The 17,784-nt window shown below is 59.3% G+C and carries 13 protein-coding genes and 2 tRNA genes; 9 read left to right on the forward strand and 6 right to left on the reverse strand.

Annotation, left to right across the window (positions count from 1 at the left end):
* Positions 1-2: 2 nt before the first annotated feature.
* From AC07V9_RS20450 to rluD, 5 genes are all read right to left on the reverse strand, one after another.
* Positions 3-76: transfer RNA gene (locus tag AC07V9_RS20450), tRNA-Pro, on the reverse strand.
* Between the two features lie 20 nt (positions 77-96).
* A tRNA-Asn gene (locus AC07V9_RS20455) sits at positions 97-172 on the reverse strand.
* A gap of 354 nt (positions 173-526) precedes the next feature.
* On the reverse strand, positions 527-3,091 hold the full coding sequence (gene clpB / locus AC07V9_RS20460; RefSeq protein ID WP_495017465.1) for an ATP-dependent chaperone ClpB: 2,565 nt from the start codon (positions 3,089-3,091) through the stop codon (positions 527-529).
* Between the two features lie 294 nt (positions 3,092-3,385).
* Positions 3,386-4,123: a peptidoglycan editing factor PgeF gene (gene pgeF, locus AC07V9_RS20465; RefSeq protein WP_495017581.1), complete on the reverse strand. Its 738-nt coding sequence runs from the start codon at positions 4,121-4,123 to the stop codon at positions 3,386-3,388.
* 8 nt (positions 4,124-4,131) lie between these two features.
* Positions 4,132-5,094, reverse strand: a complete 963-nt coding sequence (rluD, locus tag AC07V9_RS20470) for a 23S rRNA pseudouridine(1911/1915/1917) synthase RluD (protein WP_495017466.1) — start codon at positions 5,092-5,094, stop codon at positions 4,132-4,134.
* A 151-nt stretch (positions 5,095-5,245) separates the two neighbouring features.
* On the opposite strand from rluD, the gene AC07V9_RS20475 reads away from it, so the two are divergent.
* From AC07V9_RS20475 to AC07V9_RS20490, 4 genes are all read left to right on the forward strand, one after another.
* A complete protein-coding gene (locus AC07V9_RS20475; protein WP_495017467.1) occupies positions 5,246-6,262 on the forward strand; it encodes an outer membrane protein assembly factor BamD in 1,017 nt (338 codons plus the stop codon).
* A 145-nt stretch (positions 6,263-6,407) separates the two neighbouring features.
* On the forward strand, positions 6,408-6,647 hold the full coding sequence (locus AC07V9_RS20480; RefSeq protein WP_495017468.1) for a PP0621 family protein: 240 nt from the start codon (positions 6,408-6,410) through the stop codon (positions 6,645-6,647).
* Positions 6,637-8,229 (forward strand): sensor histidine kinase, encoded by a 1,593-nt coding sequence (locus tag AC07V9_RS20485; RefSeq protein WP_495017469.1) that lies wholly within the window; start codon positions 6,637-6,639, stop codon positions 8,227-8,229. The genes AC07V9_RS20480 and AC07V9_RS20485 overlap by 11 nt, the downstream gene beginning before the upstream one ends.
* A 2-nt stretch (positions 8,230-8,231) precedes the next feature.
* Positions 8,232-9,572, forward strand: coding sequence for a sigma-54-dependent transcriptional regulator (locus AC07V9_RS20490; protein ID WP_495017470.1), 1,341 nt, complete (start codon positions 8,232-8,234; stop codon positions 9,570-9,572).
* 43 nt (positions 9,573-9,615) lie between these two features.
* Here the strand turns inward: AC07V9_RS20490 and thiO are convergent, their stop codons facing one another.
* Complete coding sequence (gene thiO / locus AC07V9_RS20495) at positions 9,616-10,737, reverse strand: glycine oxidase ThiO (protein WP_495017471.1); 1,122 nt, start codon at positions 10,735-10,737, stop codon at positions 9,616-9,618.
* Positions 10,738-10,927: 190 nt separating this feature from the next.
* Here thiO and AC07V9_RS20500 point away from each other — a divergent pair, with 190 nt between their 5' ends.
* The 5 genes from AC07V9_RS20500 to AC07V9_RS20520 all read left to right on the forward strand — a co-directional run bounded on the left by AC07V9_RS20500 (position 10,928) and on the right by AC07V9_RS20520 (position 17,775).
* A complete protein-coding gene (locus AC07V9_RS20500) occupies positions 10,928-11,461 on the forward strand; it encodes a GspH/FimT family pseudopilin (RefSeq protein WP_495017582.1) in 534 nt (177 codons plus the stop codon).
* Positions 11,461-12,012 carry a type IV pilus modification protein PilV gene (gene pilV, locus AC07V9_RS20505; RefSeq protein ID WP_495017472.1) on the forward strand — a complete coding sequence of 184 codons (552 nt, stop codon included), beginning with the start codon at positions 11,461-11,463 and terminating at the stop codon, positions 12,010-12,012. Before AC07V9_RS20500 ends, pilV begins: the two co-directional genes overlap by 1 nt.
* Entirely contained in the window at positions 12,009-12,794 is a 786-nt protein-coding gene (locus AC07V9_RS20510; protein WP_495017473.1) for a prepilin-type N-terminal cleavage/methylation domain-containing protein, read from the forward strand. The genes pilV and AC07V9_RS20510 overlap by 4 nt, the downstream gene beginning before the upstream one ends.
* 71 nt (positions 12,795-12,865) lie before the next feature.
* Complete coding sequence (locus tag AC07V9_RS20515; protein WP_495017474.1) at positions 12,866-13,357, forward strand: pilus assembly PilX family protein; 492 nt, start codon at positions 12,866-12,868, stop codon at positions 13,355-13,357.
* On the forward strand, positions 13,354-17,775 hold the full coding sequence (locus AC07V9_RS20520) for a pilus assembly protein (RefSeq protein WP_495017475.1): 4,422 nt from the start codon (positions 13,354-13,356) through the stop codon (positions 17,773-17,775). Before AC07V9_RS20515 ends, AC07V9_RS20520 begins: the two co-directional genes overlap by 4 nt.
* Positions 17,776-17,784: the final 9 nt, after the last annotated feature.

A 17,784-nucleotide genomic window follows, 5' to 3' on the forward strand; every position in this document is an offset into this window, starting at 1 on the left:
GGTCGGGGTAAGGGGATTCGAACTCCTGACATCCTGCTCCCAAAGCAGGCGCGCTACCGGACTGCGCTATACCCCGACGGTACTACCTCTGGAAATTGGCTCCGTGACCAGGACTCGAACCTGGGACCCAATGATTAACAGTCATTTGCTCTACCGACTGAGCTATCACGGAACGATCTTTTCAAATCTATCAATTTCAGATGCAGCGTTTGACGCGCTTTAACACAACAAATTCAGTACTTCTTTGCTAGACGAGTCTTGCACATACTGCCCTGAATCTCCTGCATTTTCAGCCTCTTCAACCTGTCTGCATCGCTGCGTTCACGTCTCTGAGGCGCGCTATTCTACATTCCCAGAAACAGCTGTCAACCCTCTAAATTGCTTTTAAGACAATGATTTGCGACTTTTTTTCGAGACGGCCTCCTGACCCCGAAAATCGCCGCCTTGAGGCCACATTCCGATGCCCATAAAAAAGGGGCGCCCCCGTGGAGCGCCCTTTCACCTCTATCTATATAGAAGCCGCGAATCAGACGAACGCAATCTCGTCGTTCACGATTGTGCCTTTGATGCTGGTGCCGGGCATGAAGCCACCGGACAGAATCAGCTGGGCCAGCGGGTTTTCGATCCAGCGCTGAATCGCACGCTTCAGAGGACGCGCGCCATACACCGGGTCGTAGCCGACGGCGATCAGCTTCTCCAGCGCCTCAGGCGTCAGCTCTAGGCTCAGATCACGCTCGGCCAGACGCTGACGCAGACGGCCCAGCTGGATCTCGGTAATGCCCGCAATCTGGTCATGACCCAGTGGTTCGAAGATCACCACTTCGTCGACGCGGTTGATGAACTCAGGACGGAAGTGCGAACTCACGGCATCCATCACCGCCGCGCGTTGTGCCTCACGATCACCCACCAACTCCTGAATTCGCGCCGAGCCCAGGTTGGAAGTCATGACGATCACCGTGTTGCGGAAATCCACCGTGCGCCCATGGCTGTCGGTCAGACGGCCGTCTTCGAGCACCTGCAAGAGGATATTGAAGACATCAGGATGCGCCTTCTCGACCTCGTCCAGCAGGATCACCGAATACGGCTTGCGACGCACAGCCTCTGTCAGGTAGCCGCCCTCTTCGTAACCCACGTAGCCCGGTGGCGCCCCGATCAGCCGCGCCACGGAATGCTTCTCCATGAACTCCGACATGTCGATTCGCACCATCGCCTCTTCAGTGTCGAACAAGAACTCGGCCAGCGCCTTGCACAGCTCGGTTTTACCCACGCCGGTCGGGCCGAGGAACATGAACGAGCCGCTTGGGCGATTCGGGTCGGACAACCCGGCACGCGAACGACGCACCGCGTTGGCCACGGCCACCACGGCCTCGTTCTGCCCGATCACGCGCTCGTGCAGCAGGCTTTCCATCTTCAGCAGCTTGTCGCGCTCGCCTTCGAGCATCTTGGACACCGGAATCCCGGTCCACTTCGACACGACTTCGGCAATCTCCTCCTCGGTCACCTTGCTGCGCAGCAGCTGGTTCTCGGGCTTGCCATGCTGATCGACCATCTGCAGGCTGCGCTCCAGATCAGGGATCACCCCGTATTGCAGTTCAGCCATGCGATTGAGGTCGCCACGCCGGCGGGCCGCTTCCAGCTCCTGACGAGACTGCTCGATCTTCTGCTGAATCTGCGCAGAACCGGTCACCTCGGCTTTTTCCGAGGTCCAGATTTCTTCCAGATCGGCGTATTCACGCTCAAGCCGCACGATTTCTTCCTGAAGTTTCTCCAGGCGCTTGATCGCGGCCTCGTCGTCTTCCTTTTTAAGCGCCTGGGATTCGACCTTCAGCTGAATCAGGCGACGCTCTAGGCGATCGAGCACTTCGGGCTTGGAATCGATTTCCATGCGAATGCGGCTGGCCGCTTCGTCGATCAGGTCGATAGCCTTGTCCGGCAACTGCCGATCGGTGATGTAACGATGGCTGAGCTTGGCCGCCGCAATGATCGCGCCGTCGGTGATCGCGACTTTGTGGTGAACCTCGTAGCGCTCTTTCAGGCCACGCAGGATCGCGATGGTGTCCTCCTCGCTCGGCTCGTCCACCAGCACTTTCTGGAAACGCCGTTCGAGGGCCGCGTCCTTCTCTATATATTGACGGTACTCGTTGAGCGTCGTGGCGCCGACACAGTGCAACTCGCCTCGCGCCAGCGCAGGCTTGAGCATATTGCCTGCATCCATCGAACCCTCGGCCTTGCCTGCGCCGACCATGGTGTGCAATTCGTCGATGAACAGGATGATCTGGCCTTCCTGCTTGGACAGCTCATTGAGCACAGCTTTGAGGCGCTCTTCGAACTCGCCGCGGAACTTGGCACCGGCGATCAGCGCCCCCATGTCCAGCGACAACAGGCGCTTGCCGCGCAGGCCATCGGGCACTTCGCCATTGATGATGCGCTGCGCCAGGCCTTCAGCGATGGCGGTCTTACCCACGCCTGGCTCACCGATCAGCACCGGGTTGTTCTTGGTGCGACGCTGCAGGACTTGAATGGTCCGGCGAATTTCGTCGTCGCGGCCGATCACCGGATCGAGCTTGCCTTCTTCAGCGCGCTTGGTCAGGTCGACGGTGTATTTGTCCAGCGCCTGGCGGGACTCTTCCGCGTTGGGGTCGTTGACCGCGTCGCCGCCGCGCAGGTTGCTGATGGCGTTTTCCAGCGCCTTCTTGCTCACGCCCTGGCCGAGCAGCAGCTTGCCCAGCTTGCTGTTTTCGTCCATCGCGGCGAGCAGCACCAGTTCACTGGAGATGAACTGATCGCCCTTCTGCTGGGCCAGACGATCGGCCTGATTGAGCAGGCGCGCCAGATCCTGCGACATGTTGACGTCGCCGGTAGGGTTCTGAATTTTTGGCAGTTGGTCGAGCTCTTTGCTCAACGCCTTGCGCAAGCTGTTGATGTCGAAACCGACTTGCAGCAGCAGGGGTTTGATCGAACCACCCTGCTGTTCGAGCAGCGCTTGCATGAGGTGCGCAGGCTCGATGGCGGGATGGTCCATGCCCACCGCCAGAGATTGGGAATCAGATAAAGCGAGCTGTAACTTGCTGGTTAAACGGTCAATACGCATTGGTCACCTTCCTAATGGGCAGGCCGGAGCAATGAACACACCTTAATAAAGAAAACCTGCCAGATAGCCTTTAGATGTGGCCGATTGCACAGGATTCAAGCGGTGAGTGCTTGACACAGATCAACATTAGCTGGAGGGAAGGTTTTTTGAGAGAAGATTGCGAAAGGTCACGCTGGAACACAAGACCTGTGGGAGCGAATTCATTCGCGAGAGGCCCGCGCAGTCGATACATCTCTAGCGCCTGCGACGTTTTTCTCGAATGAATTCGCTCCCACAATAGAGAACAGTGGCGAGTCAGTTCGACCGAGGGCGCTCGATCCACACCAGGGACGCAAACCGCCCGGTGCGCGCGCCGCGACGATAGGAGAAGAAACGCTCGTCGTTGTAAGTCGACAATCCGCCGCCATACACCGACGTCACGCCATGGGCCACCAGACGCAGGCGCGCCAACTGGTAGATATCGGCCATGAACTTGCCCGGATTGACGCTTGGCACGAACGCCTCGACCGTTTCAGGATGGGTCGCCACAAAGGCTTCACGCACTTCCGGCCCCACTTCAAAGGCCTGAGGACCGATGGCAGGTCCCAGCCAGACGAGAATCTCGGAAGGTGCATCGGCAAAGCTGTCGACCGTCGCTTCCAGCACGCCGGCCGCCAGCCCACGCCAACCGGCATGAGCAGCCGCGACCTGAGTGCCCTGCCGATTGCAGAACAGCGCGGGCAGGCAGTCAGCGGTCATGATCGTGCAGGCGATTCCAGGTGCTGTGCTCCAGCTGGCATCGGCCTGCATCACCTGATCGGGCGATGCCTGGACGACATCGACGCCATGCACCTGCTTGAGCCATGCGGGCATGGCGCTCAGGGCGCTGGTCAGCTTCGAACGATTCTGCGCAACCGCCGCAGGGTCGTCGTCGACGTGATCGCCCAGATTGAAGGTGTCGAATGGTGCGACGCTGACGCCGCCCGCGCGAGTGGTGACGCACGCTTTGATACCGACCGGCGCGGGCCAGTCGGGAATCAGCCAGTCCGTCACGAACTCACTCATCCGATGAATGCCTCGCGGTCCTGCTTGAGCAGCGACAGCAGCCAGTTGAAGTCCTCTGGCAGAGGCGATTCCCAGCTCATGCGCTGACCGGTCGTCGGGTGATCCAGCTCAAGGAAGCGCGCGTGCAGGGCCTGACGCGGGAAATGCTTGAGCGATTCGACCATGGTCTGGCTGGCCGCTGGCGGAATGCGGAAACGACCGCCGTAAGCCGGATCGCCGACCAACGGGAAGTTGATGTGCGCCATGTGCACGCGAATTTGGTGAGTACGACCGGTTTCCAGCTTGACCCGCACGTGGGTGTGCGAGCGAAAACGCTCCAGCACGCGGTAGTGGCTGACTGCAGGCTTGCCGCCTTCCATCACGGCCATGCGCTGACGCTGCTGGCCATGACGACCGATCGGCGCGTTGATCTTGCCGCCGGCCGTCACCACGCCGATCACGATGCACTCGTAGATGCGGCTGACGCTGCGTGCCTGCAACTGGGTGACCAGCTGGGTCTGCGCCTGAATGGTCTTGGCCACCACCATCAAACCGGTGGTGTCCTTGTCCAGACGGTGCACGATACCGGCGCGCGGCACGTTGATGATGTCCGGAACATGGTGCAGCAAGGCGTTCAGCAGAGTGCCATCCGCGTGGCCCGCCGCCGGATGCACGACCAGCCCGGCCGGTTTGTTGATCACCAGAATCTGGTCGTCTTCATAGACGATATCCAGTTCGATGTCCTGGGCCACCCACTCGCCCTGGGCCTCTTGCTCGGCTTTGAGGACCAGTTCCGAACCGCCGTGCACGATGTCACGCGGGCGCAGAACGCCTCCGTCCACAGTCAGGCGGCCGTCTTTGATCCAGGCGGAAAGGCGCGAGCGCGAGTGCTCAGCGAAGAGTTGGGCGGCGACCTGGTCGAGGCGTTGACCGCCCAATTCGGACGGCACCTCTGCGCGAAGTTCAATGATCTCAGACATGCTCAAACTAGGAGGTGGCACTGGCCTTTGGTTTCGGCTGTGCGCTTGTGGTTAAATACGGCGTCTTTTGTCCCGGGGGTTCCACGGGGCGCCCATCATAACAGGACGGTCCTGCGCAAGACAGCAGGCCGTTATAGGGACGCAAGCCGCCATGCAAGTGAAACACCTGCTGCTGATAGCCATCCTCGGACTTACCGCTGCCTGTTCTTCGAAGAAAGAAGTCATCGACGAAAACCTCAGTGAAGTCGAGCTGTACCAGCAGGCGCAGGCCGATCTGGACAACAACAGCTACAACAGCGCGACCGAGAAACTCAAGGCGCTGGAATCGCGCTACCCATTCGGTCGCTATGCCGACCAGGCGCAGCTGGAACTGATCTACGCCAACTACAAGAATGGCGAGCCTGAAGCTGCGAAGTCCGCAGCCGAGCGCTTCATTCGTCTGCATCCGCAGCACCCGAACGTCGACTACGCCTATTATCTGAAAGGCCTGACCTCGTTCGACCAGGACGTGGGCATCATCGCGCGCTTCCTGCCGCTGGATCAGACCAAGCGTGACCCGGGCGCTGCCCGCGACTCCTACAACGAGTTCGCCCAGCTGACCAGCCGCTACCCCAACAGCCGCTACGCCCCGGACGCCAAGCAGCGCATGATCTACCTGCGCAACCTGCTGGCCGCCTACGAAATCCACGTGGCTGACTATTACCTGACCCGTCAGGCCTACGTCGCGGCCGTGAACCGTGGCCGTTACGTGGTGGAAAACTTCCAGGAAACCCCATCGGTCGGTGACGGCCTGGCGGTGATGGTCGAAGGCTACCAGCGTCTGCACCTGGACGACCTGGCCGACACCAGCCTGCAAGTGCTCAAGTCCAACTACCCGGACCACCCGCAACTGGCCGATGGCAAGTTTACCGCTCGCACGCCTGACCCGGATAACCGTTCGTGGCTGTCCAAAGCGACACTGGGGCTGATCGAAAGCCGTCCGCCGCTGCCGCCGGGAGAAACCCGCGCCAACCAGGACGTGATCAAGCAGTACCAGGACGCCAAGGAAGCGATTCCGGCCGATTTGCTGCCTGAGAACCAACCTGCGGAAGAGAAGAACACTGACGATGACGGCACGCCAAAAAGCCGCTCGATCTTCAGCTACATGACGTTCGGCCTGTTCGACTGATCACCGTCGCACTGCCTGCGCCACTCAAAGAGAGGTCCTACGGGGCCTCTTTTTCATTTCCGACACCCGATAGCGGCGTGCATCACTGTGCGCCCGTCAGCGCGTTGGCTACACTGCGGCATCCTCACTCACTAAGCTGATAAACATGGTTCGCTTGATTATGTGGGTCGCCTTGATCATGGCGGCGATCTGGTTCTTCAAACGCCTGACCAAAGGCCCTGCGCCACGCCCGAAACCGGCTGCGCCTGAAATCGACGCCGCCCCCATGGTGCGCTGCGCCCAGTGCGGCGTGCATGTGCCGCGTGATCGCGCCTTGAGCCAGGGCGCGCAATGGTATTGCACCGAAGCGCACCGCCTACAGGGCCCTGCGGCACGTGACCGCTGAAATCCTGTCGCTGGCCACCCCTCAGGCCCAGCGTATCCTGCGGCTGTACCACCTCTACCGCCTGAGCATCGGCATTCTGCTGGTGCTGCTGATTTCCAGCAGCCTGGATGCCGAGCTGCTCGATCTGGCCGACATCGAACTGTTCCGCACCGGATGTTGGCTGTATCTGGTGTTCAACATTCTGGTGGTCGTGTTGCTTGAGCGGCCCAGCCATCAAGGCCCGCTTTTCACCCTGGCCACGACCGACGCCTTTATGCTCTGCGCGTTGTTCTACGCCGGCGGCGGCGCTCCTAGCGGGCTGGGCAACCTCATCGTGGCCTCGGTGGCGATCAGTAATGTGCTGCTGCGCAAGCGCGCCGGGCTGCTGATCGCCGCCATTTCGGCCATCGGCATCATCTACCTGACGTTCTACATCAGCTACAACAAGCCAGCGGCGGTAAACCACTTCGTTCAGGCCGGCTCCCTTGGCGCCTTGTGCTTCGCGGCCGCGTTGCTGGTTCAGACCCTGGCCAAACGCCTGCAGGTCAGCGAAGACATCGCCGAGCAGCGTGCCGCCGACGTCGACAACCTCGAAGAACTCAACGCCCTGATCCTGGAGCGCATGCGCACCGGCATCCTGGTGCTGGACGCCAACCACAAGGTGCTGCTGGCCAACCACAGCGCCCTGACGCTGCTGGGCCATGAGCACCTGCTGGGCGACGTCATCGACCCTTACTCGCCGCAACTGGTCGAGCGCCTGCGCCAATGGCAGATCAACTCTTCCATGGCGCCGCGCAGTATCACCACTTCTTCCATCGGCCCGGTCCTGCGTCCAGGGTTCATCGCCCTGAGCCGTGGCAATCAGCGCCACACGCTGGTGTTCCTCGACGACTTGTCGCAAATCTCCCAGCAGGCCCAACAGCTCAAGCTCGCAGCGCTGGGCAGGCTGACCGCAGGCATCGCCCACGAGATTCGCAACCCTCTGGGCGCGATCAGCCATGCAGCGCAGCTGCTGCTGGAGTCCGAGGAACTGACCAGCGCGGACCGGCGTCTCAGTCAAATCATTCAAGATCAATCGCGACGGATGAATCTGGTGATCGAGAACGTCTTGCAGCTGTCCCGCCGACGTCAGACCAAACCTCATTTACTCGACCTGCGGCAGTGGCTCGAAGACTTTGTCAGCGACCTGCGTAGCCACCTGACTGCCGAGCAGTCCATCCATCTGGATGTCGGCTTTGGCACCCTCACCACGCGTATGGACGCCGAACAGCTGCAGCAAGTCATGACTAACCTTGTGCAGAACGGATTGCGATACAGCGGTCAGATGCATGAGCGCGCGCAAGTCTGGCTGAGATTGTTTCACGATGTTCAGAGCGACTTGCCCAGCCTCGAAGTGCTCGACGATGGGCCCGGCGTGGCCACCGAGCACCTGACGAAGATATTCGAGCCCTTTTTCACCACTGAAAGCAAAGGAACGGGACTTGGCCTGTACCTTTCGCGGGAATTGTGCGAAAGCAACCAGGCGAACCTGGATTACACACCACGGGAAGGTGGCGGCAGCTGCATGCGGATCACCTTCGCCCATCCGTTCAAATTGAGTTGAAGATGAGCCAACGGCAAAAGATTCTGATCGTCGACGATGAGCCAGACATTCGTGAGCTGCTGGAGATCACTCTCGGGCGCATGAAACTGGACACGCGCAGCGCGCGCAACGTCAAGGAAGCCCAAGACTGGCTGGCCCGTGAGCCCTTCGATCTGTGTCTGACCGACATGCGCCTGCCGGACGGCAATGGTCTGGAGCTGGTGCAGCACATTCAGAAGCGCCACACCCAGGTGCCCGTGGCGATGATTACGGCGTTTGGCAGCCTGGACACCGCCATCCATGCCCTGAAAGCCGGCGCGTTCGACTTCCTCACCAAACCGGTGGATCTGGGCCGCCTGCGCGAACTGGTCAGCAGCGCATTGCGCCTGCACACCGCGCCCTCCAGTGAGAACAGCATCGACAATCGGCTGCTCGGCAACTCCCCGCCGATGCAGGCATTGCGCAAGCAAATCGGCAAACTGGCGCGCAGCCAGGCACCGATCTACATCAGCGGCGAATCAGGCAGCGGCAAGGAGCTGGTGGCGCGGCTGATTCACGAACAGGGCCCTCGCACCGACAAACCGTTCGTCCCGGTCAACTGCGGCGCGATTCCTACCGAGCTGATGGAAAGCGAATTCTTCGGCCATCGCAAAGGCAGCTTCACCGGCGCCCACGAAGACAAACCCGGCCTGTTCCAGGCAGCCAATGGTGGCACGCTGTTTCTCGATGAGGTGGCCGACCTGCCACTGGCCATGCAGGTCAAACTGCTGCGCGCGATTCAGGAAAAGTCCGTGCGTGCGGTCGGGGGCCAGCAGGAACACGTGGTCGACGTGCGCGTGCTCTGCGCCACCCATAAGGATCTGGCTGTCGAAGTCGCCGCTGAACGCTTCCGCCAGGACCTGTACTACCGCCTCAACGTCATCGAACTGTGCGTTCCACCCCTGCGCGAACGCCGCGAAGACATCGAGGAGATCGCCAGCAATGTCCTGCGCCGCCTGGCCGAAAGCGCCAGCCAGCCCCCTGCCCGCCTCACCCCCCAAGCACTGACCGCGCTCAAGGCGTACCGCTTCCCCGGCAACGTCCGCGAGCTGGAAAACATGCTCGAACGGGCCTACACCCTGTGCGAAAACGACGAGATCAACGGCGATGACCTGCGCTTGGCCGAACCTGTGGCCACCCACGAGCAGGATGGCCCGAGCCTCGCCGACATCGATAACCTGGAAGACTATCTGGAAAGCATCGAGCGCAAGCTCATCCTCCAGGCCCTGGAAGAAACCCGCTGGAACAGAACGGCAGCGGCCCAGCGGCTCAACCTGACGTTCAGGTCGATGCGGTATCGGTTGAAGAAGTTGGGGTTGGAGTAGGCGCTCAAAGAGTTCCCAAACAGGGAACGATCATCTTCCTACATTAATTGCGGGAAGGCGCTTGACCGCACAACCGCCCCTGCGGCGCATACGGCGCTGCATCAATCACCGGCACATCCCCCACCAACAGATCCGTCAGCAACTGACAGGACGCCGGCGCCAGCACCAGGCCGTTGCGGAAGTGGCCGCAATTCAGCCACAGGCCTTCGTGATTCGGCACCGGGCCGATGAAGGGAATGCCCTCAGGCGAACCCGGACGCAACCCCGCCCAATGACCAACGACTTCGGCGTCCGCCAATGCCGGAATCAGCTCCACGGCAGACGCTTTCAGGCTTTCCAGCGCATTGTCGGTCGGGGTCTTGTCGTAGCCTTCGTGTTCCAGCGTGCTGCCGATGAGGATGTGCCCGTCGCGACGGGGGATTGCGTAGCGGCCTTTGGCGAGGATCATGCTCGGCAGAAAGTCCGACGCGCATTTGTACAGAATCATCTGCCCTTTGACCGGCTCCACCGGCAACTCAAGGCCAAGCGTGCCGAGCAAATCACCGCTCCAGGCGCCTGCGGCCAGCACCACGCTGTCGCCCAGCATGTCGCCAAGAGGCGTGGTCACACCGATGATTCTGTCGCCATCGCGCACGAAATCGCTGACTTCGCACCTCTCGTGAATCGTCACGTTGGGCATCGCCAGCAGCGCGGCTTTCAGGGACTTCACCAGCCGCGGGTTGCGCACGTTGGCGATATCAGCCATGTGAATCGCCCGGGAATAACCACCCCCCATCACCGGCACTGCGTCGTAGACCGCCGAAATATCCACCGAAACCAGCGGCCGATTCAGCCGAGCCGCCCACTCCAGCGCGTCTTGCTCGTCGTCCAGATCCAGCCAGTAGAGGCCTGTCTTGTGGACCTCAGGGTCGATCCCTGTCGCGTCGAGCAAACGCGCGCCCAGCTGTGGATAAAAGTCTTGCGACCAATGCGCCAACGCGGTCACCGCCGGGCTGTAACGCCAAGGGTAAAGCGGCGAAACAATCCCCCCGCCCGCCCACGAAGACTCTTGCCCGACGCCCGATCGGTCGAGCAGGACGACGCTCTGCACTTTCGACGCAAGATTAAAGGCGGTCAACAGACCGATGACGCCACCACCGACGATTACCACGTGTTGCCTGGACATGCAGAACCCGATCACCCAGAGAAAAGAAATGTCGGTCTTGCGCATTAGAGGTCGCAGGTCACCGACTCGACAAAGGCCAAAAAACAGCACGATGCCGCTGATCCGGCGAATATCCCCGGACATCCACTACATCGCGACTTCGAACCTGAGTAGTATCACCATATTTCGAACGAAAAATGGAATTTCCTTGATGGATTTCAGCTCTGGCCTTACGCGCCCGAATTCGCGTCGCAGCTGGCAAGGTCCTCCTGGGGGCAACAGCGACGGATTCACCTTGATCGAATTGATCGTGGTGGTGGTGATCGTCGGCATTTTTGCGGCGATGGCGGTGCCGAGCTTTACCAGTCTGATTCATCGGATGAACGTGCGGGCGGCTGCGGATGAGTTTTACGACTTGTTGCAATATGCGCGCGCCGAAGCCGTTACGCGCGGGACTAACGTAAACATCAGTGCAGCGTCAGGGACTACTAATATCATTGTGGCACTTGGCGCAACTGGTAATGGCACCAAACTTCGCCAAGTGGGTGCCAGCGGCCTACAAGCCGGTGTGTCTATCAACTCGACAGTCACCAGCCTCTTTTTCTCCCCCACAGGCACCGCGTCGCTCAGCGCATGCTTTCAAGTTCTCTACCCTACCGACACGGCTATCGCTTCACAGTACGTCACGCTGCTCACCAGTGGCCGCGTCTCCGCTCCGACCACCCCCAAGCCGAGCGGTTGTTGATGAATCTATCTGAACGTAACTACAGCCGCGGCTTCAGCATGATCGAAGTATTAGTTAGCCTGATCATCATTGCCGTTGGCGTGCTCGGCATGGTGGCACTACAAAGCAAAGCCATTCCGTATACCCAGGACTCTACGCAGCGCAACACGGCGATCATGCTGGCGGATGACCTGGTCGATATCATTCGTACGGCAGGAAGCTGCACCACTTCTAACGGGTGCGTCGTCGCTCCGGGCGCAGCCTTTCCATCGGTTCCCAGCAGTTGCAACCCCACACCCGCCACACTGGCTGGACAAATAGGGTGCTGGGCGGGTCAAGCCAGTAGAGCACTGCCAGGCGCAGGCGACTTGCTCGCCAGCTCTTTCTATATTTGCCGAAGCCTCGTGCCGGGTGACGTCACCCCATCCGCTTGCGGCACGAGCAACACGACAAACTCCGAGATCGAGATCCAGATTGCCTGGAGCGTCAAAACCGCTGCTGACTGCATGGACGCCAACGTCACAGGAGCGAACACCACATGCACCTACCGCATTCGGACACGCCTGCCATGAAAACGCCAGTGTGCAATATGTCTGTGGCGAAAAGTCAGCGTGGGCTTTCGCTGATCGAGCTGATGGTCGCGATGGTGATTGGCCTGATTCTGATCTTGGGGGTCACTCAAATCTTCATCAATAACCAGAAAACCTACCTGTTCCAGCAAGGTCAGGTGGGCAACCAGGAGAACGGCCGTTTTGCGCTGGCGATGCTGAGCCAAGAGCTGTCGAAGGCCGGTTACCGAAGCGTTCCGGTCAATGCGTTCCCGTTGGGGTCAGGACAGGGCTGCACCTTCCCTGCCGGCACGTCCGTGATTGCGGTCTCCAGTACATCATTCTGCATTCGGTACCAGGCGACTAATACCGCTGCCGTGAATTGCCTGGGCGCATCCCTTGCCGGGTCCGATCAGAGCAGCATCGTCATGCCTTACAAGCAGACCAACCCGGTTGTCATTGAAAAAATTGCGTTCGACTCAGACGCGAAGGCGATCACTTGCACCTCAGGGAGCACCACACAACAGTTGGTCACTGGCGTTGCTGCAGTGATTTTCGACTACGGATCAGGGCCTACTGATCTGAAGTCGGTCACCAGTTTCGGCGCCAGCCCCACTGGCACTGTCGGCGCCGTCCGCTACACCCTCTTGATGCAAAGCCAAGGCACCGCCTCGATTCGGGATACAACGACGATCTCACCCGCACTAACAGAATGGAAAACCCGGTTCGGCACCCTCCCCGCCGACACCAACCAGATTTATCAGGTCGTGCAGGGAACCACCATGATCAGGAACCAGATGCGATGACGCCTCTCAGGACGAGCTTTGCCGTCGCTCAGCGCCGAGACCAAAGGGGCGCCACGCTGCTCGTGGCGATCATGATGCTGCTTCTCATCACATTGCTTGCCTTGTCCAGCATGCGTGGCGTGTCACTGGAGTCGCGGATCACCGGCAATCTCAAAATGCAGAAAACCCTTTTCAATGCTGCAGAAGGCGGCCTGCGAATTGGTGAAAACAGCATCAGCACGACGAAAGCCGCTTCGCTCGACACTACGTGCACTGCCACGTCGTGCATGCGCTGGAGTTTGACGGATCTGACCGTCACAGCCTCCAAGGACACACCACAACGATTCACCACCGCTGATGGCAACAACGTAACCAGTGTGACAACCAACTATGACGTCAAGGTCCAATGGTACGTCGTCGACCTAGGCAATCTGGTGGGCTCGAGCATGGGCACTTGTGGGATTCGAGGCTGCGGCCCTCATCACTATGAAGTCAACGCTTGTGCATCGACGGTACTGTGCACAAGTGACACCACCACTCCCCGCGTCATTCTGCGCACCGTCATAGCCCGGTATTACCCATGAGTATTCGTCAGCGCTGGACAGCCATGAACTCGCCCACTCTCGCCAACGTTGGTGCTGCAATCCTGACGACACTGTGGCTGATAGCCCCCGGTGCAGAAGCAGCAGTGAGCCAAGTGCCGGCGCAAGTGCCACTGTTTGTCAGCGACTCAGTACCACCGCTGAATATGCTTGTGGTCGGACGCGACCACAAACTGTTCTTCCCGGCCTATAACGATGCCTCCGATCTGGATGGCGATGGCTCGATTGAAATCCGTTACAAACCCTCGATCGATTACTTGGGCTACTTTGATTCGGGCACTTGCTACACCTACAACGGCAGCTACTTCACAGCCACTGACACCACAGACGACAAAAAATGCGCCACCAAAACAGGTCGGTGGAGCGGAGATTATCTCAACTACCTGACGACCTCCCGCGCTGACGCCCTGCGCAAAGTACTGTATGGCGGCTACCGAAGCACCGACAGTACGACGCAAACCATTCTGGAACGCGCCTACATCCCGACCGATGCCCATACATGGGGCAAGGAATACACCAGCCCGACCGTTGACGGTTACAGCCTGTCCGACTACACGCCTATCGCTAACCCTTCAGGCGGCAACCGCACGTTGTTTGCAAACAACACTCAGTCGTCCGCACCACTATTACGGGTAATCCCCAGCATCGCCAACGTTCGGATTTTCGGCTGGGTATCCCGAGAAACGACCCAAGGCGGGAGCTTGGCCACCAATACGACGACGACACCTTTTACCGACGTGGCCGTTTCGCCTACCGATTACATCGTTCGGGTCGAAGCGTGCAAGACCGGCTTTCAAGAAAGCAATTGCAAGCAGTACCCAAACGGCAACTACAAACCCACCGGCATCCTTCACGACTACGGCGAAGGCAACCAGATGTATTTCGGTCTGATGACCGGTACCTTTTCGAACAACTTGCAGGGCGGTGCCATCCGCAAGGCCATCAGCAGCTTCGCTGGCGAAGTAGAAACGTCTACTGGCATCTTTGGCACCAAGGGATCGTTGGGGGTCTACACGAAAGGCGGTATCATCGGCACCCTCGATAATCTGAAAATCTCCCGTGGTGCCTGTACGACACAGGGCAACTCGATCACTAACGGCACCTGTCAGGATTGGGGCAACCCACTGGCAGAAATGATGTTTGAAACCCTGCGCTATTTCAGCGGCACCACTACCCCGACCTCAGCCTACCTCTCGGGTACAAGCGATACGGCGTTGGGACTGTCGGGCCTTTCAAGCTGGACTAACCCTTACTCCAGCAATCCTAATCCTGACGCAACCAATCCAACGTACCCAAGTTGCTCCAAACCATTTGAGACGCTATTCAGTGACATCAACCCCACCTACGACTCAGACTTGCCCGGCAGTGCCTACACCACCGTCAGTCCACCGTCCGCAACGACCGCACTGAGCACGTTCAGCGCTTCAACCCTGGGGAAAACCATCTGGGACAACGATGTCGGCTCAGGGAACAAGAACATCAACATTGGGCAGACTCCCACCAGTTTGTCCACTTCCGCTGTCGACGACTTGGCGCCCACTGCCAAAAGCGCCTCAAGCTTTGGCAATATCCGCGGCTTGCCGGAAGAGCCGGCCAAACAGGGCACGTTCAACGCAGGTTCCGTGGCGTATTTCGGCAATACCAATCCCATCACCTCGATTGGTAGCCAGAAGGTCCAGACATTCTCCATTGCTCTGTCCTCAACCTTGCCACGCATTCAGATGCCGGTAGGTACCGGCACGATTACACTGCTGCCCTACGGCAAGGTGGTCAACACTAACGGGGTGACAGAGCAGATCACAGGTTTTTACATCGACTCCCTGTACAACATGCCTGGCCAGCCCTCGGACACGACGATCAACGGAGGCCGCGCCCGTGCAATTTTCCGCGTCGTTTTCGACGACAGCGGTCAGGGTGGCGACTACGACATGGACGCCATTGTCCTCTACACCGTGTCGGTTACCGCGGTCGGTACGCTGGATGTAAGGCTCGAAACCGTGTATTCCCAAGCCGGTTATGAATCACACATGGGTTACACCATTTCCGGCACCACTGCAGACGGGATCTATCTTGAGGTCACCGGCGGCGGTAACGGCAACCTGCATTATTCGCTAGACACGCCGGGAACCCAGGCTCCAGGGTCTTGCGCCTCTGGCTGTACGACGAGCGCGACACTGCTTCCGGGCATGAGGTCAGGCAGCACTGTCGTTAACGGTGCAACGTTCAAGACGCGCAATTTCACCGCATCCTCCGCACGTGCGGTGACCAATCTCCAAGACCCACTCTGGTATGCGGCCAAGTGGGGCGGTTTTGGCGACTCGACCAACACCTCCAGCAGTGTCCCGGTATCAGGTCAGTGGGACTCCAACGTTTCCGGGACGCCTGATAACTACTTCCTGGTGAGCAGCGCCTCTACGCTCAAGGCTCAACTGCAAGCTGCGTTCAGTCAGATTCTCCAGAAAAACAACACCGTCGCTGCGCCAGCGGCCGTTCCAACGCCTAATACACCTTATTCGTTGACCAAATACGCCAGCAGCTTCAACGTTGCGCTTTGGAGCGGCGAGTTAACCAAGACCACCGATACGTATCAAACGGCATCAACCGGCATTACCAAAGCTACAACAGTTAACTGGACAGCGGCTGCCAGCATCCCCGCCGCGGCGAATCGAAACATCAAAATCGCGAATGCAGCCGGAACCGCGTTGCAAGACTTCAACTACACGAACTTGAATAGGACCTATGCAGGAGTGAACCTGCAGACCACGCTCACCACGGACCAAGCGTCCTACATTCGCGGTGTTCGAACGCTCGAAGGCTCTACGTTCCGTCGCCGACTCTACCTCTTGGGCGATATCGTCAACTCGCAACCGGCGCTGGTGGAATCAACGTCATTCATTTCCACCATCGCTGACACTCTGAACGGTGCGGCGGGCGATTACGCGAAATTTCAGGCAAGTGTAAGCGCGCGGCGCTCGCAGATTTATGTCGGCGCCAACGACGGCATGCTCCATGCGTTCAATACGACAACAGGCGTCGAGACGTTCGCATTCATTCCGACCGCCGTGATCTCGAACCTCAGCGCGCTGACAGCCAAGACCTACAACTCGGACTCGTCCCTGCACCGTTTCTACGTCGATGGCTCGCCGGTGGTTTCAGACGCTTATATCAACGGGACATGGCGCACGATACTGGTTGGCACCCTGGGCGCTGGCGGACGTGAGGTGTTCGCGCTGGACGTCACTGAGCCGGACAATATCAAGCTGCTATGGGAATTCACCTCCCAAAACGACACGGATCTCGGCTCGACCTTTTCAACGCCCTCCATCGTCCGACTGCATTCCGGAGAATGGGCAGTTATCTTCGGCAGCGGATATAACGGCAACGCGGGTAACGCGAGTCTGTTCATCCTCAACGCCAGCACCGGCGCCGTGATATCCAAGCTGGCGACGACTCAGCCAATCAAGCCTGTCGTGGACAACGGCCTGTCTTCGCCAGTCATTCTGGATACCAACTCCGACGGGATCGCTGACTACGCGTATGCAGGCGATCTCTTGGGTAATCTGTGGCGCTTCGACCTTGTCGGAAACTCGCTGACAGCGTCCGCGACGGCGAGCAACTACAAGGTTTCATTCAGCGGCAAGCCGTTGTTCATCGCCGCCGCCCCGACCTCCGGCGCGGCGGCCCAGTCGATTACGGTCGCCCCGGTTGTAGCCCCACACCCATCAGGTACAGGCACGCTGATCATCTTTGGCACCGGGCGATACTTCGCTTCTGCCGATAAGTCGAGTACCGACCTGCAAACCGTCTACGGCGTCTGGGATCCTCTCACTTCCGCGCAGACAGCTAGTGCACCAACAGGCGCCTCGGCACAGGGTTATCTCACGCGAAGCAACCTGCAAGCGCAGACCCTGAGCACAGTGGCCGGTACGATCGGTAGCAGCACGGGATTGAGAGCCGTAACCACGAACTCCGTCGACTGGACCGCGAAATATGGCTGGTATCTGGACTTGTCTACCAGCACAACGTTGACCGGTGAACGGGTTGTGGACCCTATGAGCATTCAGGGCAGTGTGCTCGCCGTCTCCACTCGTACCCCCATCACTGGCATCTGCGAAGCAGGGGTCCAAAGCAAAATCCTTGCCCTGGATCCTAATACAGGGGGCGGTACGTCATTCCCCGTCTTTGACTTTGACCGCAACGGCGTCGTTAACAGCGATGACACAAAGGGCGGCGTGATTATCAGTGGCATGGACATCACATCGCCCGGATTTAGCCTCGTTGCCGGCACCGGCGCCTCTGGCCTTTCTTCAGTCGCGACAGGCCAGAGCGACAATCCCGATGCATTCACAGGTTTCCAATACAACGGTCGCCAGACATGGCGCGTCATCCCATCCCCATGAGCACAGAGT

This window comes from Pseudomonas sp. GW821-FHT02A11, assembly GCF_059421985.1.